The organism is Dyadobacter sp. CY327, assembly GCF_021390415.1.
GTDB lineage: Bacteria > Bacteroidota > Bacteroidia > Cytophagales > Spirosomataceae > Dyadobacter > Dyadobacter chenhuakuii.
The window spans coordinates 107,181-133,607 of record NZ_JAJUXJ010000006.1 but is presented as its reverse complement, the minus strand read 5'-3'; the positions used below and the strand labels follow the sequence as shown (position 1 = coordinate 133,607).

Genomic DNA, 26,427 nt, shown 5'->3' with positions numbered 1-26,427 from the left:
TTACTCGGTCTTACGAACATTTTCCATGATTGTATCCGATGCTACGCTATCAGCCGCAGCTGCTCCCGCTGCTCCTGTGGCGCCAGAGCCTTGCTCCGATGGTGTTTCAGCTTCGGTAAAATTTTCGTTGTGGTTAAAAAATCCACCCCAAAATGCAATTGCCATTAATACAATACCCACACCCAATATCCACTTCCAAACATTCTTGGTATTCTTCGTAGCTCTGGCTTGGTCATCAGTTTCTCGCCTGTCCATGGTTCAATGATTTAGTTTGAAAATGTTAGTACCAAAGTTGTACCAACCCGCGTAAAATGGATTTTACAGCCATTTATATAACATTGTGTTGATAAAATTTCCCCAAACAAAGTCATTCGTTAAAAATGTAATAAAACTGGTATGTTTGATGTTAGTTTAGATGAAAAATAGAAACTTCGACAAAGAACTTATTACAATACTCAGCCTGATTTATGAAAATATCCCTCAGTTACCTTCCTGCCCTGATTGTACTTTTCCTATTATGTAACATCGAAAGCCGGGCGCAGGACACCCGCAGTTTTTTCTCAGTTTCGGGGGGATATAGCTTACCGGTAGGGGAATTGGCCCGCGAAAAACTGGACGATCCGTTTGCGGGATTGACAGGTTCCGGCATTTTTGGACAGGCTAATTATGATTTCAGGGTCGCACGATGGATCGGGTTGCGTGCTTCGGGAAGCATGAACATTAATAAGACAAATTCTCAGCCGATTTTGGACAAAGCCAATAGCTATGCACAATTCCTGAATGAGCGATATACCTGGCAAAGTAATGTGTCAAACTGGAAGCTGAATGCATTAATGATCGGTCCGGCATTGTACATTAACATGAATAGGGTACAGCTTGAACTGCATGCACAAGCGGGTAAAATCTGGGCAAATTCTCCAACCGTCGATTTGATCGGAACATCGGAAACCGGTGGCGAGCCCATTACGGTTAATCTCAAAAAAGCATCGACTACTGCTTTCGGGCTTGCCGGCGGTGCAAGTTTACGATTGCCGTTGTCGGGAGCGTTGTTTTTTCAGCTCAATGCGGATGTGATCGGCGCAGAGGCAGAGATCAATGATGTTACCATTCGCGCTGTTCGCGGTTCATTTGATTTTTCTGAAAAGGTCAGCGAAAAACGCTTTATAGGCGTCGTGAATGTAGGAGCTGGATTTGGGATAGCGTTTTAAATCGCTAACGTATATCTGAATTGTTATATTTGCATCGGTTCAAACCCGGTGGCAGCGAACTATTGATCATCTGCGTATTCGAATATAGCTTTAAATGAAGGTTCTTAAATTTGGCGGCACCTCTGTCGGTTCGGTAGACAGCATTAAAACAGTAATCAGTATCCTTGAAAAAAACCTGGCGGAAGGGGAGCGTATTGCGGTCGTTTTTTCTGCCATGGGCGGTGTTACCAACCGGTTGATCGAGATCGGTAAAATGGCTGCTGCGGGAAATCCTGAGTATATGGAATTCCTGAAAGTGGTTGAGGAAAGGCACTTTGCAGTTGTGCGCGGCCTGATTCCGGTAAAGAACCAAAGCAGCACATTTGCCGCGGTAAGAGGGCTTTTTAACGAACTGGAAGACATATTAAGGGGCGTTTCCTGGATCAAAGAGCTTTCAGAGCGAACGCTGGACCTGATCATGAGCTTCGGCGAACGTCTATCCACACTGGTCATTACCGAAATCCTGAAAAGCAAAGGCGTAACCGCCGAATTCTGCGACGCCAGGCAGATCATTCATACCAATGCAACTTACGGGATGGGCGATGTGAACTTTGAGATCACAAACCGCCAGATCCTCGAATATTTCGCCAAAACGGCTGCTTTACAATGTGTTACAGGCTTCATTGCTTCCACAGCAGAAGGCGTAACAACCACATTAGGCCGCGGCGGCTCGGACTATACAGCTTCTATTATCGCGGCAGCGCTGGATGCCGATTCCATTGAAATATGGACAGACGTAGACGGCATGATGACCGCCGATCCGCGTAAGGTTGCCAATGCATTTACAATCCCGTCCATATCCTATTCCGAGGCGATGGAGCTTTCCCACTTTGGCGCGAAAGTGATCTATCCGCCGAGTTTGCAGCCTGCATTTGCCAAGAATATCACATTGAAAGTGCTCAACACGTTTAATGTTGATTTTGAAGGGACTTATGTGCAAAAAGCCGCGAATGGAAAAGACTATGCAATAACCGGGATTTCTTCAATTGACGAGATTGCTTTGGTGAACATTCAGGGAAGCGGGATGATTGGTGTGGCAGGGATTTCCGGCCGACTATTCACCGCACTTTCTAACAATGCGATCAGCGTTATCCTGATTTCACAAGCTTCGTCTGAACATTCGATCTGTTTCTCTATTGATCCAAAAAATGCCCAGCGAGCGACGGAAGTTCTTGAAAAAGAATTTGCTACTGAGATTGCCTTGGGCCATATTGACAGCATTGCCATAGAAAAAAGCCTTTCTATCATCGCGATCGTGGGTGAAGGAATGAAAAAAAGCACGGGTGTTTCCGGTAAGCTGTTTTCTGTTTTGGGCAAAAACGGGATTAATGTTGTGGCCACGGCGCAGGGTTCTTCTGAGCTTAATATATCTGTGGTAATTGCCAAAAGTGACCTTTCCAAGGCGCTTAATGCCATCCACGGCGTGTTTTTCCAGTCAGAAACGCGTTCGCTCAACTTGTTTATTGTTGGAATGGGCCTGATCGGCGGCACGTTGCTGAACCAGATCAAGAACCAGACAACCTATTTAAGAGAAGAAAAGCTGCTGAACCTGAACATCGCAGGTTTGACCAACACCAAAAAAATGCTCCTCGATCCGGACGGCATCAGCCCGGAAAACTGGCGCGACCGTGTGATGGATGAGGGTGTGAAAACGAGCCTGCCCGCATTCGTGCAGCGCATGATCGAGCTCAACTTGCCCAACAGCGTTTTTGTGGATTGCACCTCGGATAAGGACATCGTGCAGTATTATCATATGTTGCTGGATGCGAGTATTTCCGTGGTAACGCCTAATAAGGTTGCCAATTCCGGCACTTACTCTGAGTATGTATCGTTGCAGCGGACCGCATTGCAGCGCGGGGTTAAGTTCTTGTATGAGACCAATGTAGGCGCAGGTCTGCCGATCATTAACACCATTCAGGGCTTGATGGCCAGCGGTGATAAATTTCTTAAAATTGAAGCAATCCTTTCGGGAACACTATCTTACATTTTCAACAATTTCGGTCCCGGGTTTCGTTTTGCAGATGTGGTGCGTGAAGCCAAGGTGAAAGGTTTTACAGAACCCGATCCGCGGGAGGATTTGAGCGGAGCCGATGTAGGCCGGAAAATATTGATTCTTGCACGTGAAGTAGGTGTGCCTTTGGAAGCCGAGGAAATTACGATCAAAGCCATTTTGCCAGGAAACTGCCTGAATGCGCCAACAGTCGATGCTTTTTTCCAGGAGCTTGAAATTTCTGACGGTTTCTTCGCAAGCATGCAGGCAGAAGCGGAAGCTAAGCATGAAAAGCTGCGTTACATTGCCACGCTTGAAAACGGAAAAGCCAGCATTGAGCTTAAAACCGTCGACGCCCAGCATCCGTTTTATACCTTATCCGGAAGCGACAACATCGTTTCCTTCACGACGGAACGTTACAAAGACCGCCCACTCGTCATCAAAGGCCCAGGGGCCGGCGCCGAAGTTACCGCCTCCGGCGTCTTCGCGGATATCATGAGTATTAGTAGTTATTTGGGGTAAAGGATTTAAATTGTGATGTTTAATCAGCCAAAGCTATGAGTAACAGGAAAGTCCCGGAACCAATTAAGGAGCTGACAGAAGAGTTTGTGAGCCGGATTGCGGAATTTTATGGTGATCGTTTAGATAAGGTTATTCTTTTTGGATCTTATGCACGAGGCGATTTTCACGAAGAATCTGACATTGACTATATGATTGTACTAAATGATGAGAATGTCAACTCGTATGAAGAAATCAGCCTTGTGTCACCGATTACTTCTGATTTATCACTAAAATATTTGATGTCCGTTTCAGCAATCCCTTATACTAATCGCAAACTTTTTTCCCAAGGAACTCCGCTTGGGAGGAACGTATTAAGAGAGGGAATTGAACTATGAGTAATGTGCAACTTATTAAAATTTGGAAAAAGGTTGATGAATTCCTGGACACCGCCAAGCACTCTATGACGGAGGATCATTTTGAAGCAGTAATAAATCGATCCTATTATACTATTTATCATTCAATCCAAGCGCTGTTATTGATTGAAAGTGTAGGAACGAAAACGCATGTAGGAGCCCATAATAAATTCCGCGAAATCTTCATAAAGACAGGTCGGTTTGATATCTCGTTCAGTCAATATTTGCGAAGGTCTTTCGATAAGAGGCAGTTTGGCGACTATGACTATGATGACGTTTCTAAAGAGCAAGCAGAGGAATCCTTAGCAGATGCAGAGAAATTTAGGAATGCGGTCCTACAATACTTAAAGCAAAACAACCATTTAAAGTGAATTCAATAAAAGCTTTTGCGCCGGCTACGGTGGCTAATGTTGCGTGTGGTTTTGATATTTTCGGGTTTGCTATTGAGGCGCCGGGAGATGTGGTGGAGATTAAAAAACGGGACGAGCCGGGCGTTGTCATTACTGAAATTACAGGAGATGAAGGCCGTTTGCCGCGTAATGCTGAGAAAAATGCAGTGACCGTTGTTATGTTGCATTTATTGAAGCATTTAGGCATCAAAGACTTCGGCGTTGAGGTTGTATTAAATAAAAACATGCCACTGGGAAGTGGAATGGGTTCCAGCGCGGCGAGTGCAGTTGCAGGAGTTGTTGCGATGAACGAGCTGCTGGGTAACCCGCTGACGCGTCAGGAATTGCTGCCTTTTGCAATGGAAGGTGAGAAAATCGCTTCGGGATCGGCGCATGCCGATAATGTCGGACCGTCGCTTTTGGGTGGTTTTGTGGTGATCAGGAGCTACAATCCGTTGGATATCTTTACGATTCCTGTGCCGGATGATTTGTATTGTACATTGGTTCACCCTGATATTGAGATTAATACAAAAGATGCGCGCTTTATCCTGCGCAGCGAAGTGTCGCTCAAAAACACGATCGCTCAAATGGGCAATGTTGCCGGGTTGGTGGCGGGTTTGATGAAATCTGATTATGAGTTGATCGGCAGGTCTATGGTCGACGTCATCATTGAGCCCGTAAGGTCCATTTTAATCCCTGAATTTAACGAAGTTAAGAAATCAGCCATTGCAAACGGAGCATTGGGATGCAGCATTTCGGGCTCAGGGCCCTCTATGTTTGCATTGAGCATGGGAAAGGCTAACGCGGAAAGTGCAGGTCGGGCTATGCAACAGAAATTTGCGGACGCCGGAATTGAAGCCAGTATGCATGTTTCTGCCATCAATAAAAACGGTGCATCCATATTATAATGCTTTCTGAAAATCGGATCAGAGGCACATTGCGAAAATTGAAAAGAACTCTGACGGACTGGTGAACTTTCTTATTTGTTTCAGACGTTAAATATTTACGAATACAAAACTTAGAAATAGCATGGTTACTGTAAGTGATAGCGCCAAAGATAAAATTGTTGAACTCCGCAATGCGGACGGACATATTGAGGATTACCAGATCCGCGTTGGTGTGCTGGGAGGCGGCTGTTCAGGCTTGACTTATAATTTGGAGTTTAACTCTGAAACGAAGCCTACGGACATGGTTTTTGAGGATAAAGGTGTCAAAATTATTGTTGATAAAAAGAGCATTCTTTACCTGGCCGGAACGATACTAGATTTTTCAGATGGCTTAAATGGTAAAGGCTTTCAATTTGTAAACCCCAATGCAACCCGCACCTGTGGCTGCGGTGAAAGCTTTGCGGTTTAACGATATTCTTAAAATATTTTATTTTTCAAACGCGTTCTGAAATCCTCGGACGCGTTTTTTTTATAGTCCTGAATGGCCTTAATTTGCCGCTTCAAGTAGCAGACATACACATTAAAACAATTTGAATGAAACCAACTCTTTTGATTTTAGCTGCCGGCATCGGTAGCCGTTACGGAGGCATCAAGCAGCTAGACCAGTTTGGCCCAAATGGGGAGACAATCATCGATTATTCACTATACGACGCAATTCGCAGCGGTTTTGGTAAAGTAGTTTTTATCGTTCGCCAGGAAATTAAAGACAGTGCCGAAGCGATTTTTGCGCCGAAACTGAAAGGTAAAATTGACTACGATTTCGCCATCCAAGGCATTCAGTCATATGTTCCTGAGGATTTGGGAACGGTGGAACGCGTAAAACCATGGGGAACCGGGCATGCCACATTGTGCGCCTGGCCGCAGACTGAAACACCTTTTGCAGTAATCAATGCAGATGATTTTTATGGTCGCGACGCTTTCGCCACCATGGCCGATTTCCTGACCAACGACACCAATGATAAGCAGCACGCCATGATCGGTTACGAGCTGAAACGCACATTATCCGAAAACGGCACCGTTTCCCGCGGCATTTGCGTGGAAAGAGCCGATCATAACCTCGAATCGGTTGTGGAACGCACCAAAATTTTCGAAGAAGGTGGAAAAATCTATTTCGAAGAAAATGACATCAAAACAGAAGTGGCACCGGAAACCCCTGTTTCCATGAATTTCTGGGGTTTCAAACCGGGCATGTTTCCAATCACGAAAGACTTGTTTGAAACATATGCAAGGGAGAATATTAACACGCCAAAAGCTGAATTCTACATCCCAACCGTCATGACCCATATCATCAAAAACGGCCTGGGCGACTGCCGCGTTTTCCGCATCGCCTCCGACTGGTTTGGGGTGACTTACCCGGAAGATAAGCCAACGGTTCAGGCCTCGCTGAATGCATTGCATGAGGCTGGGGTTTATCCGGAGAAGCTTTGGGAGTAAAAGTAGATCATTGATTAATGAAAAGGAGTCGTCTCAAAAACGGCTCCTTTTTTGTTTTACCGTAAACTAACGCTTTCCCACCGGAGGCTCATCGCTTTGGTGAACATTCATTTCTCGTAACAACATTGGGTCTTCAAACTATTAAATGATTCACCCAAAATTGACAAGAAATGATGTTAGCCTTACTAAAAAAGCATATGCAGGATCATTACTGCAATCTGTTGACACTTATAACACTATCAATATTCATCAGTCAAATCGCTTTGGCTCAAAATGTCGGTATTAATACGATTACACCGGATCCAAGTGCTGCTCTCGAGATTGTGGGGACGGATAAGGGTTTATTAATTCCTCGTGTTTCATTACAATCTCTCTCTGATAATGCGACTGTTCCGAATCCGGCAACGGCACTACTAGTCTACAATATAAATGCGGGATTAGGAAAAACGGGCTTCTATTACAATGCCGGAACAGCTGCTAATCCGGCGTGGAGTTTAGTAGGCGGAGGAGTTGCAAATTTAGCGTTGCCATTTTCCCAGTTAGTCACCCACAACGGCCCATTATTTCTTATTAATAACAATGATGGAAACTCTTCTTCTATTGCGATAAGTGGGATTGCTGTTAATGCTATTGCCATGAGAGGTGCTACTGTAAATGGCACTGGTGTTGTTGGGAACACAAGTTCAAGTGGTAGAGGGGTTCTCGCTGCGGCAGCTAATACTAACGGGACTGCACTGGAAGTTAGCGGACCAATAAAAATCCATGGTCCGGGACAATCTCCCGGAGCCGGGAAAGTGCTTACTTCTGATGCGAATGGGAATGCTACTTGGGATAATGTTAATGGTAATGTGGCTTTTAGAGCGAGTGGAATTCCTATGAATGGTAGTCAAAATGTTCCACCAGGAGCTGTTGTAAAAGTTGCATTTGCAACCGAAGAATATGATTTAGGATTGAATTATAATAATATCCAAGGTTCACCTCACAGCACATTTATTGCTCCGGTAAGCGGAATCTATCATTTTGATTTAGCGCTATTATGGTTCACATCGTATAATGATGTCTATGCCACAACTACGCGATTTATTAGAACGAGAGGAGGAACAAAAACGTCGGTTTCAAGTGTAGATTTTACAAGTACTATATATGGGACAACAACTTCGTCTGTGGATCTCCAACTTCTCCAGGGCGATATGATCCATATTGAAGTTGAAAGCTTCAAAGATGACAACTTAGTAATAATGAATGAAAATGAAAAAAGTCATTTTAGCGGCCGTCTTGTAATGAGACAGTAACGATTGTATATATATATGATTTGATGTTTTTGTTCACTCGTAAAAAAGACCTCCTAAGAGGTCTTTTTTGCTTTCACAGATATTTACATTCACAGATTCTAAAAATCACTTCTGCACCAACGCTTCCATCATCCGCTCCGCCAGAAACTTATTCCCATCATCCGTTAAATGCACTCTATCCGAAGTTAAAATGCCTTTTTCCTTATTCTCAGGGTTGTTTTGAACCAGGTAATCCTGGAAGGATTTTCTTAGGTCGCATAGTTGTAGGCTGTTGCGGGTGGCGATTTCGCGGATTAGTTTGGAATATTGGTTCAGGTCGCCGTCCTGGGGGTTGGAAGCGTCATTTCTTTCGCCTATCACGGTTGGCGTGCATACGATCACGCGAATGTTTTGCGCCTTCATTTTTTTGATCAATGCTTCATAAAACTTCACGTATTTGTCGGGATCAGTTCCGGTTCCTGATGATGTCTTGTGCCATACGTCGTTGATTCCTACGTAAATAAAGACAACGTCGGGTTTTTTCGAAAGAACATCGTCTTCCAGTCTCAGATACAGGTCATATACTTTGTTCCCGCCGATTCCGGCGCCCATGAGTTCATATTGGCTGTCCTGACCCTTCGATTTGAGCATCTCACTCATTTTGGTGATGTAACCCGTCGGCCCTACGCCGGCCTGTGTGATAGAATCTCCAAAAAATATCACGCGAAGTGGCTTGTCCTGACGCATTGCAATCAGGGGCAGAATGAAAATGGCAACCTGCAAAAATTTAAAAATGACCCGCATATAGAATGGATAAAAATGGTTTTTGGAAAAAAGACTGCCAGCTTTTAAAATTACCCTTAGCGACATTTGGATTCTTAATGCCTGATCAACGTCACGCGGGCCGCATCCATCGGGTAATGCAATGTAAATGTATTGCCGGGAATCATTTCCGGCGCCAGATCCAGCGGCAATGTCAGTTGACGGACTTTGTTTTCAACCAGCGCACTTACCAGCAGCTGATCCGCTTGTTTTATACAACTAAGCACTTCTCCAAAGATCACAAAATCCTCCGTTTTTGACTGCTCGTTTGCGTAAACCTCGGCGGGAGTTCCTTGGCGGAAAATTTTACCGTTCTCAATAATGGCCACCTGATCTGCCAGACGGAATATTTCACCAATGTCGTGTGTGACGATGATCATGGTGAGATTGTGCTGGCGATGGAATTTCGACAGCATATCCTGCAAATGATAGCGCATATCATAATCCAGAGCTGCAAACGGTTCGTCCAGCAACAATAAATCCGGCTTCCGCACCAGTGCTCGGGCCAATGCTACGCGTTGCTGCTGACCGCCAGAAAGTTGGTTGGGTTTCCGTATTGCCAGATTGGAGAGTTCTGTGGCATTCAGCAGGTCATCGACAATGCTGCGATCGCTGCCTTTCGGTAAACCAAAAAGGAGGTTTTCCTCAACCGTAAGGTGCGGGAATAAGGCATAGTCCTGAAAAACAAAACCAATATTCCTGAGTTGTGGAGCAACAGATCTTTGCGCTGCGCTATCAAGCCATACTTGGTTGCCAAATGTGATTTTGCCTGTTTCAGGGGTTAGTAATCCGGCGATTTGCCTTAATAATGTTGTTTTACCTGCACCAGATGGTCCTGTAATGGATAAAATCCGTCCCTTCGGAAGCGATAATGCAATTTCCATCGGCATTTTGCCATGCACAGTTTGCAAAGTGTGCTTGATGTGGAGGTCAAGAAGGCTGTCGGACACGGAGCAGGCGGTTGTTAATGGAATAGACCAACAGCAAAATAACGAATGTAATTGCAAAAAGCACGATCGCATAATCGTTCGCGGCGCCATAATTCAGCGCTTCCACTTCGTTGTAAATGGCCACAGAAGCGACTTTGGTAACGCCGGGGATGTTACCGCCGATCATGAGCACAACCCCGAATTCGCCGACGGTGTGTGCAAATGTGATAACAAATGCAGTTAATATGGCCGGCTTGCAATTTGGCAAAAGCACTTTGAAAAATGTTTCCCATTCATTTTTACCTAATGTATAAGATGCTTCGCGCAATGATGCCGGAAGCGACTGCAAGCCTGCGCGTATGGGATAAACCATAAATGGTAAACTATAAAGCACGGAGGCAATAACAAGGCCCGGAAAGCTGAAAACGAGCCGCAACCCAAAAATACTTTCAATCCAGGCACCGAACCAGTAAGAGGGACTGAATGCTAAAAGCAAGTAAAATCCAATCACAGACGGCGGCAGCACAAGTGGCATGCCAATCAGCGATTCAATGATCCCACGCCCTTTGAACTTCCCAAACGCCAGCCAGTACGCCAATGGCAATGCAAGCACCAGCAGGATCAGCGAAGTGATCGTTGCGAGTTTGAAGGTGAGCCAGAGGGGTTCGGGGTTCAATTTTGAATGAGTGAATGAGTGAATGAGTGAATGAGCGAATGGGTGTCCTCTATTTGTAGCCGTATTTTTGGAAGATTGCTTTCGCTTTTTTGGAATATAGAAATTTATAGAATTGTTCGCTGGTTGCTTTTTTGGGAGAATCCTCGCTGTGATTGAGGAGGATGGCTGCTTGTTCTATGGGTTTATAATCGGCCGAATCCAGGATAATGTAGTTGCCCTTATCTTTCATTTCGGGTGATAGGACGATCGATAATGCGTTGAAACCTGCTTCAACATTGCCGGACGTAATGTATTGGGCAGTTTGGGCGATACTTTCGCCGAAAACGAGCCTTTTTTCTATTTTATCAAACAAATTTTTTGACTTCAAAATCTGAATAGCGGCCTTCCCATAAGGTGCCGTTTCCGGGTTAGGGACAGCAATTTTCTTGATTTTATCGTTTGCTAGTGAATCAATGTTTAGATCAGATTTTGGAATGTTTTTTGACCATAAGACCAATGATCCTAATGCATAGACTCTGGGTTTTTCTGCCGAACCGCCATTTTTGAAAATCTCCTCCGGATATTTTGTATCGGCCGAAACGAAAACATCAAACGGTGCGCCTTCGCGGATCTGGGTGGTGAGCTTGCCGGAAGAACCAACCACAATGTCAATTTCCTTCCCGGCTTCTTTTTCAAATTCCGCCTTAATTTCCTTCATTACATATTGCACGTTGGCGGCGGTAGCCACAATAATTTTCTCCGAAGGTTTGGAACAACCCGCCAGGAAAACCGAAAAAAGCAGTAAAAAACGCTGAATATTCATGTTGCAATTTAATGGATAAACCCCAAATGATCATTGCTTCCCATTGCGTTAAAAATCGTAAATTGCGCGCCATTTCAAGCGCAGGCTCTGAAATCACAGCTGGGAAACCGGGTTCTTAAAAGTGTAATTAATAACAATGTAATGATTATAGATACTGCCCAGCGTACCAAGCAGACTTCCGAATACTACTTTTCGGTGAAGCTCGCGGAAGTTCGCAAACTGATTGCAGAAGGTCATGATGTCATTAATCTGGGGATTGGAAACCCGGACATGATGCCTTCGTCTGAAACAATAACAGCCTTGTCTGAGGCGGCTCAGAAGCCACAAGCGCATGGTTATCAGCCTTATGTGGGCACGCCTGCATATCGGAACGCAATCGCAGATTTCTATTATCACACTTACGGCGTTAAACTCGATCCTGCAACAGAAATATTGCCTTTAATAGGTTCAAAAGAAGGCATTACGCACATTTCTCTGACATTCCTTGATCCAGGCGATGAAGTACTCGTTCCTGAGCTGGGTTACCCGGCTTACCGGGCCGTTAGTCAAATGGTGGGTGCGGTTGTGAAGGAATACCCGTTGCGCGAAGATTTTGGCTGGCAGCCAGATTGGACCGCGATGGAAGCATTAGTAACGACGAAAACCAAGATCATGTGGCTAAACTATCCGCATATGCCTACTGGAGCGCCTGCAACGCAAGCGTTGTTCGAAGAGGCTGTGGCATTTGCGACAAAGCATAAGATTCTGCTTTGCCATGATAATCCTTACAGTTTGGTTTTAAATAAAAAGACACCGATCAGCTTGTTATCCGTTGCAGGAGCGAAAGAGGTTGCGATTGAGCTTAACTCCATGAGCAAGTCGCACAATATGGCGGGATGGCGAATGGGCTGGTTATCAGCGGCTAAGCCTTACATTAATGCTGTGCTTACCATTAAAAGTAATGTGGATTCAGGTATGTTTTGGGCGATGCAGGAAGCGGCTGTTGCGGCCTTGCATAATTCGGACGAGTGGCATCAGGAACGCAATGCGGTATATCAGGGCCGGTTAGAAGCCGCTGAGGCCATTTTGGAAACGATTGGCTGCACCTGGGATCGTAAGCAGGAAGGCATGTTCCTATGGGGCAAATTGCCGGATTCTGTTGAATCGGCGGAGTCGCTGGTGAATGCTCTTTTGGTTGAAAAACATGTGTTCATTGCGCCTGGCTTTATCTTCGGGCCGAAAGGACAGCGTTACATCCGCTTATCGCTTTGCATGCCGAAAGAGCGTATCTGGCAAGCAGTGGATCGCATAAAGGCTTAATCCTCAATTTATTGGTGTTTATTTATTTTGAATCGAAATGATACTTAGTATAATAGGAGTGGGCTTACTGGGCGGTTCTTTCGCTTTGAGCCTGCGCGAAAAATATCCGAATGTTAAGTTTGTAGGCGTTGATAATTCTTTGGTAAATCAAAAAATTGCTTTGGCCAAAGGCATTGTAGATGAAATCGTTACACTCGATGTTGCGCTGCAAATTTCTGAGCTGAACGTGCTGGCAACCCCTGTTGACGCCATTAATAAGCTTTTGCCTTATATGCTGGATCATCTGCCGGAAGGACGGACTATCATGGATCTTGGCTCGACAAAAGAGGCGATCTGTCAAATTGCAGACGCGCATGCGAAACGTGCGCAATTCGTTGCCGTACATCCAATGGCAGGAACAGAGAATTCCGGACCTGGTGCTGCATTTAAAGAGTTGCTCACAGATAAATACGTCATTATTTGTGATAAGGAAAAAAGCAATGCTGAATCACTTGGCCTGGTTGAAACTTTCCTGCGCGACGTCGGCATGAAGATCTATTATATGCAGCCGACTGAACATGATTTGCACTTGGCTTACGTGTCACATCTGAGCCATATCAGTTCTTTTGCGCTCGGATTGACGGTGTTGGATAAAGAAAAGGACGAAAAAGCGATTTTTGCCATGGCAAGCACCGGTTTTTCATCCACGGTCAGGCTTGCTAAGAGCTCACCGCAAATGTGGGCGCCTATTTTTGATCAGAACAAAACCAATGTGTCAAAAGCATTGGGAGACTACATTGAGCTGCTGAAAAAATTCAAGGATGCTATTGATCAGCACGATCTGGAAACAAGTCTGGACTTCATGAGTAAGGCAAATGACATCAGACGCGTTTTAGCCGGAATTGAGAAAAAATAAAAATATCATATTTTTAACTTATTGAAAAACAGCTTCTTATGAGCTGTTTTTTGTATTTTAGGAACCATTAATACGCGCCGGGCTGTTAAACATGCACCTTTCAAAGGGTATCTTTACCTCCTCTCTCAATCGATAATAATTAGATTTTTCAATAAAACGATTAGAAATGACAAAAGCTCAGGCAGTATTAGTAGCAGTAATGATTGCGCTTGGTGTTTCCTTCGGGTTCCAAAAATTTGATACACTTAACGATTCCACAACTTCCGATTCCATAAAAATTAAGCCAGATTCCCTTGCCAAGCCGCAATGGGCAAGTCTTTACGATTCGTTGGGCTTGAAAAAACAGGGCCTTTCAGAGGCTGCATTTTACTACGCATGGTATGGTTTTCAGAAAATGAATCTGGCTAATCCGATCCTTGCGATTGCCGATTTTAGCCAGTCTTCGCGTAACAAGAGGCTTTACGTAATTGATTTGATAAAGAGAAAGGTGTTGCTTAACACATACGTTGCGCACGGCAGAAATTCCGGTGATGAGTTTGCAAAGCGTTTTTCGAATGATAATTCATCATATCAATCCAGCCTGGGTTTTTATAAAACATTAGGGACTTACACGGGTAAGCATGGGCTTTCGCTTAGGCTGGAAGGGGTTGAAAAAGGCATTAACGACCGCGCACTGGAAAGGGCGATCGTTATGCATGGGGCGGATTATGTAAGTGAGTCTTTTATCAAAAACACAGGTCGCCTGGGCCGAAGCCTTGGATGTCCTGCTGTATCTATTCTGGATTCTAAAAAACTAATCAGCATGCTTTGCAATGGCGCAGGATTGTTTATCTATTCTGCTGATCAGCAATATGTTAAGGCTTCACCTCTATTATCAGGCCTGAAATTGGATAAGCTGGATCACACCTTTGGCAATCCTCTTTTATATACATCCTCAAAGTAAAGCAAATCCCCTTTTTCATTGCAATCCGCACCCAGATAAAGCAGGAATACTGGAATTCTTGCTTTTAATTTGTGCCATTTCGGCGGGGTCGACACCGTGTCAGGCTCGGTCATGAAATCGTTGTCAAGCAGCTTGGTGCCAGCCATATAGTTGGCCAGATCGGTGGGTTGCTGCACGCGTACACAGCCATGGCTTCTCCATCTCGAATTACTTTTAAACAGATATCTTGCATTGGTGTCGTGCAGATAAATCGCCAGTGGATTTTTAATCTCCACTTTCAGCAAACCAAGTGAATTGTCTTCACCGGTCTCCTGACGAAAGCGATAGGGGAATTTTTCGGCTGTTAGTTCTTCCCAATCAATCTCTTCCGGATTTACCGCCTGGCCTTTATTGTCAATTATTTCAATTCGATTTCGGGACAAGTATTCCGGATCACTTGCCGCTTTCGGGAACATTTCCTTGATAGCAATGCTTTTCGGCACATTCCAGTATGGGTGTGTCACGATGCTCGTTGCATATGTGTCCATCGTAGGTGTCGGCGTGTCGCTTTTACCTACCACCGTACGCATACGCAGCACATTCTGTCCGGCTGAATCCATGGCGGCAAGATATGCACCGCGAATATTCACCATAACGAACCGTGGAGCGCCTTGGGACTGCCGCTTTATCCAGCGATAAGCATTCAACGTCTCAGCAACGATGGCCGCGCTGTCTTGCTTGTTTTCTTTTAATAGCCTGGCATAGTGTATTTTAAGATTGTTATAAACAGGATACACCGGTTCCAATCCTTTCATCACTTTGTCCACCGACTCGCCCTTCACAAGCGCTTCCGCAGCTTCGCGAAGGAGTAATGTGTCTGCCTTAACTTTCTTTTCTGTATAGCGCAGGTTGGGTTTATGCCCAAATCCGGCTTCTTCCAGCAAGGCAAAAACGGGCGCTTGTTCACCGGTTGCAGCGAATTTTTCAACATTGATCCCGGCACTTTTGCCGAATTCCAGCAGTTTTTCGTAATGTTTTTTGTCGCTCAATTCCTTTTCCAGCTGCTCCCGGGACATTTCCTTGGGGTTCTTCTTGCAAGATTGCAGGATGGCAAGCGTAAATAAAATCAATAGAGGGATATAACGGGTGCGGCCCAAGCCAGAGAGCATTTGCATTGTGTTGTAATTTAGTTAAAGGCTTCTATGCAATTGCCATGCTAAGAATTCACATCGCCATGAACTTTAAAAAGTCCTACGATTTGAAGATTTAAGTTATGTTTTTCTACGCAGGACAACATTGCGGACTCGAACCCTGGGGAATTTTAGTAACAACAAGCGGTGACTTATCGGGCGTAAGATCAGCCAAGGTGTGACAACAAAAAAGCCAGGCTTATGCCTGGCTTTCGTGACCGCGACGGGAATCGAACGGCACCGGCCGCCCGGCCATATCTAGAGTTTAGGCTGGGGTCGCAATCGACAACTCCTATTCAACAAAAAAGCCAGACATAAGCCTGGCTTTCGTGACCGCGACGGGAATCGAACCCATATCTAGAGTTTAGGAAACTCCTATTCTATCCGTTGAACTACGCAGTCGAATTGGGGTGCAAAACTGGCAAAAAATCATTTGAATTACAAATGATTATTCCTCCGCTTCTACTGCTGTGTATCCCAAATCGAGCCAGTTCGGATAAATTGAGAAGTGTTTTTCCTTCACCATGGAAAATAATGTGTTTCTCAACTCGTCAATATTTTCCTTTTTTTCAGCCGAAATAAACACAACATGATCCGCCTTATCGGCTATATAGCTCTTTTTCAATTGGTCCAGAACACTTTCTGTCTGCTCAATTTCCTGGCCCTCATCATTATCCGCGTTGAATGTCGGGTTATAAAGGTCAATTTTATTGAAAACAAGAATAGTGGGCTTGTTGGCAGCGCCAATATCTTCCAATGTCTTGTTTACCACATCCAAATGTTCCTCAAATGAAGCGTGCGAAATATCTACCACGTGCAGCAAAATATCCGCTTCCCTAACCTCGTCCAAAGTCGATTTAAAAGATTCAATGAGCAGAGTAGGTAATTTGCGTATGAAACCAACGGTGTCAGTCAGCAAAAATGGAATGTTTTCCATATTCACCTTTCTCACTGTGGAATCAACGGTTGCAAACAGCTTATTTTCTGCAAAGACATCTGCTTTCGAAAGTCCGCGCATCAATGTTGATTTTCCGACATTGGTATAACCCACAATGGCAACACGCACCAGCCGGTCTCGTTCCTTGCGGCGCGTAGTGCTTTGACGATCAACCTTTTCTAGTTTTTCTTTCAGGAACGCGATCCGGTCTTTTACCAGACGTCTATCCGTTTCCAATTCCGTTTCACCAGGCCCGCGCATACCCACACCAACCCCAGACTGGCGGCTTAAGTGAGTCCACAGGCGTGTCAATCGCGGATACATATATTGATACTGGGCCAGCTCAACCTGTAACTTTGATTGCGCAGTTTGTGCCCGCATCGCAAAAATATCCAGGATCAGTAAACTCCTGTCAATCACTTTAATGTCTTTGAAAACAGCTTCCAGATTTCGCACCTGTGACGGCGTAAGGTCATCATCATAAAGGATCATGTCCACAGGGTTCGCAGTCACATAAATCAGAATTTCTTCCAATTTTCCTTTTCCGGTGTAGGTGCGGATATCAGCTCGTTCCAGATTTTGTGTAAATGTCTTAACCGTTTCCACGCCCAATGTTGTCGCCAGAAAAGCAAGCTCATCCAGGTATTCCTTTGTCTTTTCAGCCGGTTGTTTTTGTGTACTAACAGCCACAAGCACAGCAGTTTCCGGTTTTTCGGCTGTTGAGTATAATTTCTTTTTATCAATCATGAAGAGTTGTTTAATGGTATTTCCTTTCCTGCCCGATGCTTCAATTTTTATACCAAAATTTGCAGGAAAGAGTAGAATGGCAACGGTTTGGCGAAAGCAAAAGTTCACCCCGCCCAAGCCGTGAAATTACACTTACATCTGAATTAATCCATTATTTTGTTTGAATAATAGAAAAGCACTTTTGTATATTTGCCCAAATTCTGCGAAATATGTTGGTGATCATCCCCGGTTTACAATAACCACAAGCCTTTTCCTGGTCCGTCTGCGGAGATTCTCCCACCGGACTGCCGGCCACCGGACTGTTCTCTGTGACTTTTGCTAGTCACTTTCAATTCTTATTTTATTTCAATCTTATTTCATCCATGAAAAAGTGGTTTCAACTGCTTCGTCAGGCTATTCGTGGCTCCGAAGAAAGTTTTACCGAAGGAAGCATCAACCGTGCTATATTTCTACTATCCGTCCCAATGATCCTTGAAATGGTCATGGAGTCGCTTTTCGCCGTTGTTGACATTTTTTTCGTTTCAAAAGTGAGTACAGAAGCTGTGGCGGTTGTCGGGCTTACTGAATCTGTGATTACGCTGGTTTATTCTGTGGCCATTGGTTTGAGTACGGCTGCAACGGCCACCATTGCACGTCGCGTTGGCGAAGGCAATACGAATGGCGCCAGGCATGCGGTGGGGCAGGTTATTGTGATCTCTTTGGCTATTTCGGCAGTTACTGCAACGGTCGGGACATGGTTTGCGGGCGATATTCTGCGGATCATGGGTGCAGATGCAAAGGTGATCGAACTCGGGACAGATTTTGCAAGAATTCAGTTTCTGAGCAGCCCTGTCGTCATTTTGCTTTATTCCCTGAGCGGAGCATTGCGAGGCGCCGGTGCCGCAGCAACCGCCATGCGGTCACTGATCGTTGCTAATTGCTTTAACATGATTCTGGGCCCGGTGCTGATATTCGGACTTGGGCCATTTCCTGAACTCGGCGTAACAGGCGCGGCCCTCGCCACGGCATTAGGAAGGTCTATTGGCGTTGGTTATCAGTTATTTTCATTGACAAAAGCACAAAAATCGCTCGGCTTGCTATGGGCCGATCTGCGTCCTGATCCCAAAACCATCGCGACGATTGTAAAAGTGGCCACGGGAGGCACCGTCCAGTTTCTGATAGGTTCCGCGAGCTGGATTTTCCTGACGCGTATCTTGTCCGAATTCGGCAGCGACGTGGTAGCAGGTTACACCATTGCCATTCGCGTCATTATGTTCACATTATTGCCTGCCTGGGGGCTTGCTAACGCTGCTGCGACGCTTGTGGGGCAGAATTTGGGGGCCGGAAAGCCGGATAGGGCGGAGAAATCGGTATGGAAGTGTGCGTCTTACAACTTTATTTTTCTGCTGGGCCTGGCCGTTTTAATGTTCATTGGCGCGGAGCAACTTATTGGTCTGTTCAGCCCTAATCCACAGGTTATTGCCACAGGCAAAATGGCATTGCGCGTGCTATGCCTGGGTTATGCTGCCTATGCCTATGGAATGGTCGTTATCCAGTCGCTGAATGGGGCAGGGGATACCAAAACGCCGACTGTCCTGAACCTGATCTGTTTTTGGGCGATTGAAATTCCGGTTGCGTATGTGCTTGCCGTTATGATGAATTTCGGCCCGATCGGCGTTTTTGCCTCGGTTCCATTTGCGGAATCCATTCTGGCATTGCTGGGGATCTGGCGGTTCAGGCTGGGTAAATGGAAGCTGGTTAAAGTGTGAAATACTGAGCGGGGATGGTGCATTCGATCCCCGCCCAGAAACGAAAACAACTGCCTTTTGGTTAACTTCGTATCGATAAACTGAAATTATCCTTCATGAAAATAGAACAGATATATACCGGATGCCTGGCTCAGGGCGCTTATTTTATTGTTTCAAACGGCGAAGCTGCGGTTATTGACCCTTTGCGCGAAGTGGAGCCTTACATTCAAAAGGCCAATAAAATCGGTGCGAAAATCAAGTATGTATTTGAGACCCATTTTCATGCCGATTTCGTTTCGGGACATTTGGATTTGGCTGAAAAGACGGGAGCGGAAATCGTTTACGGACCGAATGCAAATCCTGCATTTAAGGCACACATCGCCGCTGATAATGAAGAGTTTAAATTAGGTGACATTATTATCAAAGCATTGCATACGCCGGGTCACACGCTGGAATCGACGAGTTATCTGCTGTTCGATGAAAATCAAAAGCCAACTGCGCTTTTCAGCGGTGATACATTGTTTATCGGCGATGTAGGGCGTCCGGATCTTGCGCAAAAAGGTGACCTGAATATGGACGACCTTGCGGGAATGCTGTTTGAAAGTCTACGAACGAAGATCATGACCTTGCCTGATGATATCATCGTTTATCCCGCACATGGAGCAGGTTCCGCTTGTGGAAAGAATATGAGCAAGGAAACTTCCGACACGTTAGGTAACCAAAAGCGGTTCAATTATGCATTAAGGGCGGATATGACCAAAGAGGAGTTCGTCGCAGAAGTGACCGCAGGTTTGCCCGAACCTCCGAAGTATTTCCCTGAGAATGTAAAAATGAACCGGGACGGCTACGAAAGCATTGACGACGTGCTCGAACGCGGTGATCAGGCATTATCTGCAGAAGCGTTTGAGGCTAAGGCTAATAACACGGGCGCGCTCATTCTGGATACGCGGAAGCCGGAGGATTTCTCCAAAGGATTTATTCCAAATTCTATCAACATTGGTATTCAGGGCGGTTTTGCTCCGTGGGTAGGCGCATTAATTCCGGATTTGAAGCAAAATCTATTGATCGTAACGGAGCCGGGAATGGAAGAGGAAGTGGTAACACGCCTGGCAAGAGTTGGTTATGATCATACCATCGGATTTTTAAATGGTGGTTTTGAGACCTGGGTCCAGGCTGGAAAAGAGGTTGATTCTGTTGAAAATGTTTCTGCTGATGCTTTTGAAAAGGTTTATAATGCAGAAAGTCCCGAAGTGATCGATGTGCGAAAGCCAGCTGAATTCGAAGCCGGGCACATTGACGGGGCCAAAAATCTGCCGTTAGACTACATTAACGACCTCATGGCTGAATTTCCCAAAAACAAAACGCTGTACATACATTGCGCAGGAGGTTACCGCTCCATGATAGCCGCCTCCATCCTAAAATCACGCGGCATCGATCACGTCATCAACATCGAAGGAGGCTTCGGCGCAGTAGAAAAGACAAACGTACCCGTTTTGCAAGGGGTTTAAATTTGATGCAAAAATTGCCACCTACCTCAAAGCTTCCTGGCGACAAGATATAGCTGTTCGTCGCCCAATGTGAATGGATCGGCTTCCAGGTTTCCGAATGTTCCCACGACTTGTAAACCGGCGGTTTCGAACATGTAGATGATTTCTGACAGGGTGAAAATGTGTTGACGGACTGTGTGCGTTATTTTTTCAGAACCGGAGATAAATGTTTGCTCGGCGGCGATATAACCTTCTTCAGGCCGGTAATCGTTTTCGGCCAGATAGATAATGTCTTCTTTCACAGGCATCCAGTTACGCGTCTGGAAGTTGGGCAGAATGCTTTCTGCGAGATTTTCGGTGTGAATAGCAATGTGACCGCCGGATATGACAGCATTTGCCATTTTTGAGATAAATTGCTGCATTTCAGCCCTTGGGAAGAAACTGAAACTATTTCCAATGCAATAAGCTGCATCAAATGCATTTGCCTCAATATCACATTGCAGCACATCGTCACAAATAACCGTCAAGGGCAGTTTTTGCTTTTTGGCGACGGCCTTCAATTCATCGCAATATTCACTGGAAATGTCAACGCACGTCATTGCGCAACCTTCCTCAGCCAAGGGAACAGCATGACGTCCGTAACCCGCCAGCATGTCCAGAACCTTGCTTCCATTGGTTATTTCAAGCACATCCCGCAAAAAATCGACTTCATAATCGGTGTATTCTTCATCCTGATGCAGTTTCCAGGCGCGTTGCGGAAGTCCTTTGAAATAATTGCGATACCAAGCCACGGGAGCGTTCTTTAATTTTGAAGCGCAAAACTACGAAAAGCCGCCAGGATGACTGGCAGCTTTTCGAAAATATAGGTAACGCAGCACATTACATACGCATGAGACCGGGCGTTATGCGCAGGTAAACCTGTCCTGATAGCGGCGTGTTGCCATAAACAGATTTCAGTATATTGTCAATGGAGTAAACCCCCAATTGAGCGCCGGCTTGTAAAATGGTGTTCTGGAAGGAAGCGATCTGGCGGTTAAGTCCAAGTGAGAACATGGAAACCGGAAATTTGTTTTTCTCAATGCGGTCATACCATACAATCCCCAGTTCATTACTGTTCTTCTCAACCCGCTCATAACGACCATATATCGCCCATTTATCCAATTGCAGATTAGATTCCAGTAAAATAGCATGTTCGTTTTCGTGGCCGCCTGCCTTATTCAACCCCCAAACCGCGGAAGTAGAAATCCACCTGTTTTTTCCACTCAAATTAGTCGAATGCTGCACCGAAGCCGTTGTCCGGTCCACGTTTTCACCGCCGTGCAATGGTTCAGGATTTTTGATAAAACCCCTGCTCACCTGCAACGCCCAGTTTACGGAAGGATTGAACATTAACCGGTAACTGTACGAATCAAAACGTGGCTTATCGAAGTCAAACCGGTTCTCATTCGGCTCACGACCGGTGAAGGACGAGCCTTCCAGCTTGAATTTCCAGAGCCGGATTCCTGCCGTTACAACTCCAAATGTAATGTGCGTTGCATCCTGCCAGTGGTGCCCCAAAACGGCATCAGGATTATTGAAAGCGGACATTCTGTGCATAAATGCGGTTGGCCCCAATGCTGGTTCGCCCGGATAGCCCGCGTAAAGCGTCAGGTCAATGTTTTCGTTCAGCCTTTGCGTGTAAGCAACGGAAAGTTCGGAAATAAGGTCGTGCGGATGTTGCTTGTCGATCAGCGGCTCGCCTTTCCAGGTCTCACCGGATTGAAATAAAAGCGGATAACCCGCACCTCCGTCAAATAACCTGTCCAGTGACACCATCGCGCGGATATTTAGCAGGCCATTCTTGCCAACCTGCCGTTGCGCCATGCCCATGAACCAGTTTGGCACGCTAACCTTTGATTTTGACCCCTTCAAGCCATCATTATTGAAATTCTGGGCCGTGTAGCGGAGAAAAACACTTCCATGCAACATGTAATTCCACTTATCCGAGTGCTTCATATAAGCGTACATCGGGGTTGCATCGGGTTGCCAGCCTGTTCCCGAGCCATTCCGCGTCATAGGAAGACTGAGGGAAAAACTGTGCGTCATATGCCCGGAGTCATGCTGCATATTGCCATGATCCATTTTGCTGTGATCCATCTTACTGTGATCAACAGTGTCGTGCTTCATGGTTTTGCGATCCATGCCCTTCATATCATGCCCGGCATGCTGCGCTGAATCTTTTTTGGGCTCCTGATGATGCTCGTGCTGCGCGAGCACAGGGAAGGCGGTGCCCATTATGCCGGCTATTGCCAGCATTTTCAATTTGTTATTGCTCATGACGAAGTGGTTTTGATTAATGTGCAGCAGCTGTTTTCCGGCAGCAGCTTGGCAGCTTATCGTGTGCTTTTTGGTTTGCAACCTGCGTATCGGCGTCATAACCCGTGTTGATAATGGTCGCTTTAATGGCTTCCGGGGTGGTTTTATTTGGGTTGTATTTCACCGTAACCACTTTGTCTTTCAGGTCCAGATTGGACTCTTTTACTCCTTTGGAAAGCCCCAGATTGCGCTCGATGCGTTCTTTACACATTTCACAAATCGCAGAAGTCTTGATCTTGATCTGCTTGTCGCCGTCGGCCTGAGCCAATGTTATATTGGCAAAAAGTGCTATTAATAAGGATAGAATGGTAGTTTTCATGATTTTGAATGTTTTAGTGATCAATGATTGTGTTCCGCAGAATCTGTTTCTGCCATCGCTACTTCTTGTAAATCCATTTTGCAAACCGGACATTTTCCAGCTTCCGCGTAGGTTTTTTCTCCCTCGCATTGCATAGGGCATGCGTATTTTTTCTCAGCTGTGGCCATTGACTCAGTTTCTGCTTTCCCGGTCTGTTCGTTGTTTCCTCCGCAAGCAGCAAAAAGGAATAATAGCGAGGCAAAAAGGATATTTTTCATGATCATTGAAGGTTTATTTAATGTTTGTTCTAATGTCCTACTTTGTCCAGCGTGATTCTCCCCAAAGTGCTTTTCTTGAACGCTCCGGGCGTCATCCCGGTCACCTTTTTGAACTGATTACTTAAGTGCGCCGGGCTGCTATATGACAGTCGCCACGCCATTTCGCTCAATGTCAGCTCATTATAGGAAAGCCATTCTTTCACTTTTTCCGTTTTCTGGGCGATAATGTATTGTTCAATGGTCTGCCCGGTTTCGGAGGAAAAAAGGTTGCTCAGATAAGAATATTCGTAACCGATTTTTTCAGACAAATAATCGGAAAAATTCTGCTGCTCAGGTTTATGGCCTTTTAAAAATTGCACTTCCTCAATGATCAGGGTCTTAATGTGCTCCACAATGGCCAGCCTGCGGTCGTCGAGTAATTCAAATCCACTTGCTTCTAATGTGGATTTTACCTTAGTAAGCAGTTGATTATCAATGTCCGTTGCGGTTTCAACTTCGCCCAGCTCAACGGATTGCAATGCAATGCCCAGATTTTCCAGATCTTCCCGGACTACCCGTTTGCAACGATCACAAACCATGTTTTTTATATGCAGTTTCATAACGCGCTCAATTATCTCACTATTTTATAACGTATTCCCGCATAAATCATTCGTCCTACCACAGGCCCCCAGGCCATTCCCGCGTCAAAATTCTGTCCGAAGGGATCATTAGCGCCCATAATCGGGTTTTTCTGACGGAAATTGGCCAGGTTTTCTCCGCCAAGGTAAATGTCCCATTTGGGAAATGTACGCGTAACCTGTGCATTGAAGTTGTAAAATGACGGCGACATTGTCGATGTCAGGTTGTCGGGAACGTGGTGCTCGTCAACGTGGCCCATGTACGGGATCCGCCGTTTTCCATTCCATTGCATAGTTGCATCAAACTTCCATTTGTCATAAGGCAGCGCATATCCGGCATTGAAAAGCACCCGATCGCGGCTTACCATCATTCTCGGCAGCAACACATTTTCGTCGTATACATTCCGAATGGTTTGTTTTACATCAAAAAGCCGGTAAGCAAGCTTGAATTCAAGGCGTTTAATGGGTGTCAAGTTCGCCTCTGCCTGGAAACTATTGGCGTAAGCATCGCCTTCCAGATTATAAAACCGGATGTAACGCGGATCTTCCATATCGGCTACAAGCTGGTTTTCAAAGTTTGTTCTATAAAAATCCATGATAAAATTCCCGCTCATATCGCCCATCTTGAACTCCTGCGTAACACTTGCGCCGTAATTCCAGGAAACTTCGGGACGAATGCTTTCGCGGAACTGGACAGTGCGCGAACTTACCAGGTTACCGTAATATTCTGCCAGCGGATTGGCAACCCTGAACCCTTTTCCTGCCGAGGCCCGAAGCGTGGTTTGGTCCGTTAGGTTGTATTTCAAATGCAGGCGCGGCGTCCATTGCGTGCCGTAAAGGTTATGGAAATCGACTCGGCCGCCCGCAACGAGGACAAACTTATCCAGATTATTGTAAGTATACTCGAAAAACGCCCCTGGAACCGACTCGTTTCTGGCTAGCCGGATGTCCTTGTAAAGTTCGTTGTAGTTATCCAGCAGATAACTCAGACCGGTTTTATAAGAATGATTGGTGTTGCCTATGATCGATTGATAGATCAGATTTCCGTACAGCGTTTTTTGTGTTCCGTCATAATTATTCATTCCAAAAAATGACTTGGAATCATGCAGAGAGGCATTCATGATGAAACCCAATCCTTTGTAAGGCTTATCGGGAAACAACCGTGCGATTTTGGAAAAGAACTCGTAACGGTTCACTTTGGCGCCAAAACCGTAAATATTATTGGAGCCTTTCATCTCTTTTTTAAAGCCATTCTGGCCACCCAAACGATCTTCATGCAAAGCTTTTACACCGAACTGCGCCATCACTTTTTCGCTCTGATATTTCCAGCGGTTTACCACATTATATTGTGTATAAAGCGGCATATCAAGGAATCCGTCCTTATTATTATCCACCCGGTTGCGCAATGTGCTGGCGTGCGTCAGCAGTCCCGTGCTCCACTTTTCATTTAGTTGTGTTGCCAGGTTCAGGTTCACTTCCGCGCGACCGAAGTTATTGAGATAAGTGTTTAAATAAAGCTTTTCGCGGCTGTCCGGTTTCTGCATTTCAACATTGATCTGGCCCGTCATGGATTCATAACCATTCACAACAGAACCCGCGCCTTTACCCACATCAATCGACTGAATCCAGGTTCCCGGCACAAAATTGAGCCCGAAAGTGGAAGCCAGCCCACGGATAGAAGGAATGTTTTCAATGTTGGTCTGAATGTAGGTTCCGTTCAATCCCAGCATCTGGATTTGCTTGGAGCCGGTAACAGCGTCGGCATAGGAAACAGAAACCGAAGCATTGGTTTCAAAACTTTCGGACAAATTACAGCAGGCCGCTTTGGCCAGTGCACGGGTGGTAATAATCTCGGTCTGGTGCGGCGAAAGCCTGTCGATCGTTGACGTGTTGCCACGAACCACAACCTCATTCAAGGTCTGGTCGCTTTGCAAAACCACCTGCAAATCGTTTTCAGCGCCTATTGTAACTGTATCATTCCGGAATCCAACGAAACTGATAACCAGTAAGTTGGACTGCGCCGATCGCGGAATATTGAAATGGCCAATGGTGTCCGTAGCCGTGGCCTGGGTTGTTCCGGACCAGTAAACATTCGCTCCATTAATAGGTTTGAGCGCTTTGCTACCGGGCACCTGCTCATTGACTGAGCCGGTTATACGTTGCGCGAATAGCGCGGAAGAAAGAAGAAAGAAGAATCCTCCCGTCAGATATTTAAGCATGGTTCATTTAATTCATTGAAACAAAAGAAAAGCGG

26 protein-coding genes and 1 tRNA gene are annotated in these 26,427 nt (G+C 45.5%); 13 read left to right on the top strand and 14 right to left on the bottom strand.

All coding sequences use genetic code 11. The annotated features are described in order from the left end of the window. Positions 1-255 carry a YrdB family protein gene (locus LZG74_RS15705; RefSeq protein ID WP_233797491.1) on the bottom strand — a complete coding sequence of 85 codons (255 nt, stop codon included), beginning with the start codon at positions 253-255 and terminating at the stop codon, positions 1-3. 212 nt (positions 256-467) lie between these two features. Between LZG74_RS15705 and LZG74_RS15700 the strand changes: the two genes are divergently transcribed. The 8 genes from LZG74_RS15700 to LZG74_RS15665 all read left to right on the top strand — a co-directional run bounded on the left by LZG74_RS15700 (position 468) and on the right by LZG74_RS15665 (position 8,213). Further along, entirely contained in the window at positions 468-1,208 is a 741-nt protein-coding gene (locus LZG74_RS15700; protein WP_233797490.1) for a hypothetical protein, read from the top strand. 94 nt (positions 1,209-1,302) lie between these two features. Then, entirely contained in the window at positions 1,303-3,759 is a 2,457-nt protein-coding gene (thrA, locus tag LZG74_RS15695) for a bifunctional aspartate kinase/homoserine dehydrogenase I (RefSeq protein WP_233797489.1), read from the top strand. A 35-nt stretch (positions 3,760-3,794) separates the two neighbouring features. Further along, entirely contained in the window at positions 3,795-4,133 is a 339-nt protein-coding gene (locus tag LZG74_RS15690; protein WP_233797488.1) for a nucleotidyltransferase domain-containing protein, read from the top strand. After that, positions 4,130-4,522, top strand: a complete 393-nt coding sequence (locus tag LZG74_RS15685; protein ID WP_233797487.1) for a HEPN domain-containing protein — start codon at positions 4,130-4,132, stop codon at positions 4,520-4,522. Before LZG74_RS15690 ends, LZG74_RS15685 begins: the two co-directional genes overlap by 4 nt. Continuing rightward, on the top strand, positions 4,519-5,448 hold the full coding sequence (locus LZG74_RS15680) for a homoserine kinase (protein WP_233797486.1): 930 nt from the start codon (positions 4,519-4,521) through the stop codon (positions 5,446-5,448). Before LZG74_RS15685 ends, LZG74_RS15680 begins: the two co-directional genes overlap by 4 nt. Positions 5,449-5,569: 121 nt before the next feature. Beyond that, a complete protein-coding gene (locus tag LZG74_RS15675) occupies positions 5,570-5,896 on the top strand; it encodes an iron-sulfur cluster assembly accessory protein (protein WP_233797485.1) in 327 nt (108 codons plus the stop codon). Positions 5,897-6,021: 125 nt separating this feature from the next. Further along, the gene (locus tag LZG74_RS15670) at positions 6,022-6,921 is read left to right on the top strand and encodes a sugar phosphate nucleotidyltransferase (RefSeq protein WP_233797484.1); all 900 of its coding nucleotides are present in this window, start codon (positions 6,022-6,024) and stop codon (positions 6,919-6,921) included. A gap of 170 nt (positions 6,922-7,091) precedes the next feature. Further along, positions 7,092-8,213 carry a C1q-like domain-containing protein gene (locus LZG74_RS15665; protein WP_233797483.1) on the top strand — a complete coding sequence of 374 codons (1,122 nt, stop codon included), beginning with the start codon at positions 7,092-7,094 and terminating at the stop codon, positions 8,211-8,213. Between the two features lie 105 nt (positions 8,214-8,318). On the opposite strand, the gene LZG74_RS15660 is transcribed toward LZG74_RS15665, so the two are convergent. The 4 genes from LZG74_RS15660 to modA all read right to left on the bottom strand — a co-directional run bounded on the left by LZG74_RS15660 (position 8,319) and on the right by modA (position 11,421). Then, positions 8,319-8,996, bottom strand: a complete 678-nt coding sequence (locus tag LZG74_RS15660; protein WP_233797482.1) for an SGNH/GDSL hydrolase family protein — start codon at positions 8,994-8,996, stop codon at positions 8,319-8,321. 74 nt (positions 8,997-9,070) lie between these two features. Continuing rightward, a complete protein-coding gene (locus LZG74_RS15655; RefSeq protein ID WP_233797481.1) occupies positions 9,071-9,964 on the bottom strand; it encodes an ABC transporter ATP-binding protein in 894 nt (297 codons plus the stop codon). Then, positions 9,945-10,619, bottom strand: coding sequence for a molybdate ABC transporter permease subunit (modB, locus tag LZG74_RS15650; RefSeq protein ID WP_233797480.1), 675 nt, complete (start codon positions 10,617-10,619; stop codon positions 9,945-9,947). The genes LZG74_RS15655 and modB overlap by 20 nt, the downstream gene beginning before the upstream one ends. Before the next feature lie 49 nt (positions 10,620-10,668). After that, positions 10,669-11,421: a molybdate ABC transporter substrate-binding protein gene (gene modA / locus LZG74_RS15645; protein ID WP_233797479.1), complete on the bottom strand. Its 753-nt coding sequence runs from the start codon at positions 11,419-11,421 to the stop codon at positions 10,669-10,671. A 141-nt stretch (positions 11,422-11,562) separates the two neighbouring features. On the opposite strand from modA, the gene LZG74_RS15640 reads away from it, so the two are divergent. The 3 genes from LZG74_RS15640 to LZG74_RS15630 all read left to right on the top strand — a co-directional run bounded on the left by LZG74_RS15640 (position 11,563) and on the right by LZG74_RS15630 (position 14,558). Then, a complete protein-coding gene (locus tag LZG74_RS15640; protein WP_233797478.1) occupies positions 11,563-12,720 on the top strand; it encodes a pyridoxal phosphate-dependent aminotransferase in 1,158 nt (385 codons plus the stop codon). A gap of 37 nt (positions 12,721-12,757) precedes the next feature. Beyond that, positions 12,758-13,615 carry a prephenate dehydrogenase gene (locus tag LZG74_RS15635; RefSeq protein ID WP_233797477.1) on the top strand — a complete coding sequence of 286 codons (858 nt, stop codon included), beginning with the start codon at positions 12,758-12,760 and terminating at the stop codon, positions 13,613-13,615. Positions 13,616-13,781: 166 nt separating this feature from the next. Continuing rightward, entirely contained in the window at positions 13,782-14,558 is a 777-nt protein-coding gene (locus LZG74_RS15630; protein WP_233797476.1) for a murein L,D-transpeptidase catalytic domain family protein, read from the top strand. Here the strand turns inward: LZG74_RS15630 and LZG74_RS15625 are convergent. The 3 genes from LZG74_RS15625 to hflX all read right to left on the bottom strand — a co-directional run bounded on the left by LZG74_RS15625 (position 14,516) and on the right by hflX (position 17,411). Continuing rightward, positions 14,516-15,712: a L,D-transpeptidase family protein gene (locus tag LZG74_RS15625; RefSeq protein ID WP_233797475.1), complete on the bottom strand. Its 1,197-nt coding sequence runs from the start codon at positions 15,710-15,712 to the stop codon at positions 14,516-14,518. The genes LZG74_RS15630 and LZG74_RS15625 overlap by 43 nt on opposite strands. A gap of 345 nt (positions 15,713-16,057) precedes the next feature. Continuing rightward, positions 16,058-16,129, bottom strand: a tRNA-Arg gene (locus tag LZG74_RS15620). 46 nt (positions 16,130-16,175) lie between these two features. Next, on the bottom strand, positions 16,176-17,411 hold the full coding sequence (hflX, locus tag LZG74_RS15615; RefSeq protein ID WP_233797474.1) for a GTPase HflX: 1,236 nt from the start codon (positions 17,409-17,411) through the stop codon (positions 16,176-16,178). Between the two features lie 362 nt (positions 17,412-17,773). On the opposite strand from hflX, the gene LZG74_RS15610 reads away from it, so the two are divergent. Both LZG74_RS15610 and LZG74_RS15605 read left to right on the top strand, forming a co-directional pair. Then, positions 17,774-19,159, top strand: a complete 1,386-nt coding sequence (locus LZG74_RS15610) for an MATE family efflux transporter (RefSeq protein ID WP_233797473.1) — start codon at positions 17,774-17,776, stop codon at positions 19,157-19,159. 95 nt (positions 19,160-19,254) lie between these two features. Then, positions 19,255-20,646: an MBL fold metallo-hydrolase gene (locus LZG74_RS15605; RefSeq protein WP_233797472.1), complete on the top strand. Its 1,392-nt coding sequence runs from the start codon at positions 19,255-19,257 to the stop codon at positions 20,644-20,646. A gap of 26 nt (positions 20,647-20,672) precedes the next feature. Here the strand turns inward: LZG74_RS15605 and LZG74_RS15600 are convergent, their stop codons facing one another. The 6 genes from LZG74_RS15600 to LZG74_RS15575 all read right to left on the bottom strand — a co-directional run bounded on the left by LZG74_RS15600 (position 20,673) and on the right by LZG74_RS15575 (position 26,392). Continuing rightward, positions 20,673-21,416 carry a class I SAM-dependent methyltransferase gene (locus tag LZG74_RS15600; RefSeq protein ID WP_233797471.1) on the bottom strand — a complete coding sequence of 248 codons (744 nt, stop codon included), beginning with the start codon at positions 21,414-21,416 and terminating at the stop codon, positions 20,673-20,675. 88 nt (positions 21,417-21,504) lie between these two features. Next, a complete protein-coding gene (locus tag LZG74_RS15595; RefSeq protein ID WP_233797470.1) occupies positions 21,505-22,941 on the bottom strand; it encodes a hypothetical protein in 1,437 nt (478 codons plus the stop codon). Between the two features lie 16 nt (positions 22,942-22,957). Beyond that, positions 22,958-23,299, bottom strand: a complete 342-nt coding sequence (locus LZG74_RS15590; protein ID WP_233797469.1) for a heavy-metal-associated domain-containing protein — start codon at positions 23,297-23,299, stop codon at positions 22,958-22,960. 20 nt (positions 23,300-23,319) lie between these two features. Continuing rightward, complete coding sequence (locus LZG74_RS15585) at positions 23,320-23,556, bottom strand: heavy metal-binding domain-containing protein (RefSeq protein ID WP_233797468.1); 237 nt, start codon at positions 23,554-23,556, stop codon at positions 23,320-23,322. 29 nt (positions 23,557-23,585) lie between these two features. Further along, on the bottom strand, positions 23,586-24,155 hold the full coding sequence (locus LZG74_RS15580) for a helix-turn-helix transcriptional regulator (protein ID WP_233797467.1): 570 nt from the start codon (positions 24,153-24,155) through the stop codon (positions 23,586-23,588). Between the two features lie 11 nt (positions 24,156-24,166). Next, entirely contained in the window at positions 24,167-26,392 is a 2,226-nt protein-coding gene (locus LZG74_RS15575) for a TonB-dependent receptor domain-containing protein (RefSeq protein ID WP_233797466.1), read from the bottom strand. Positions 26,393-26,427 lie beyond the last annotated feature (35 nt).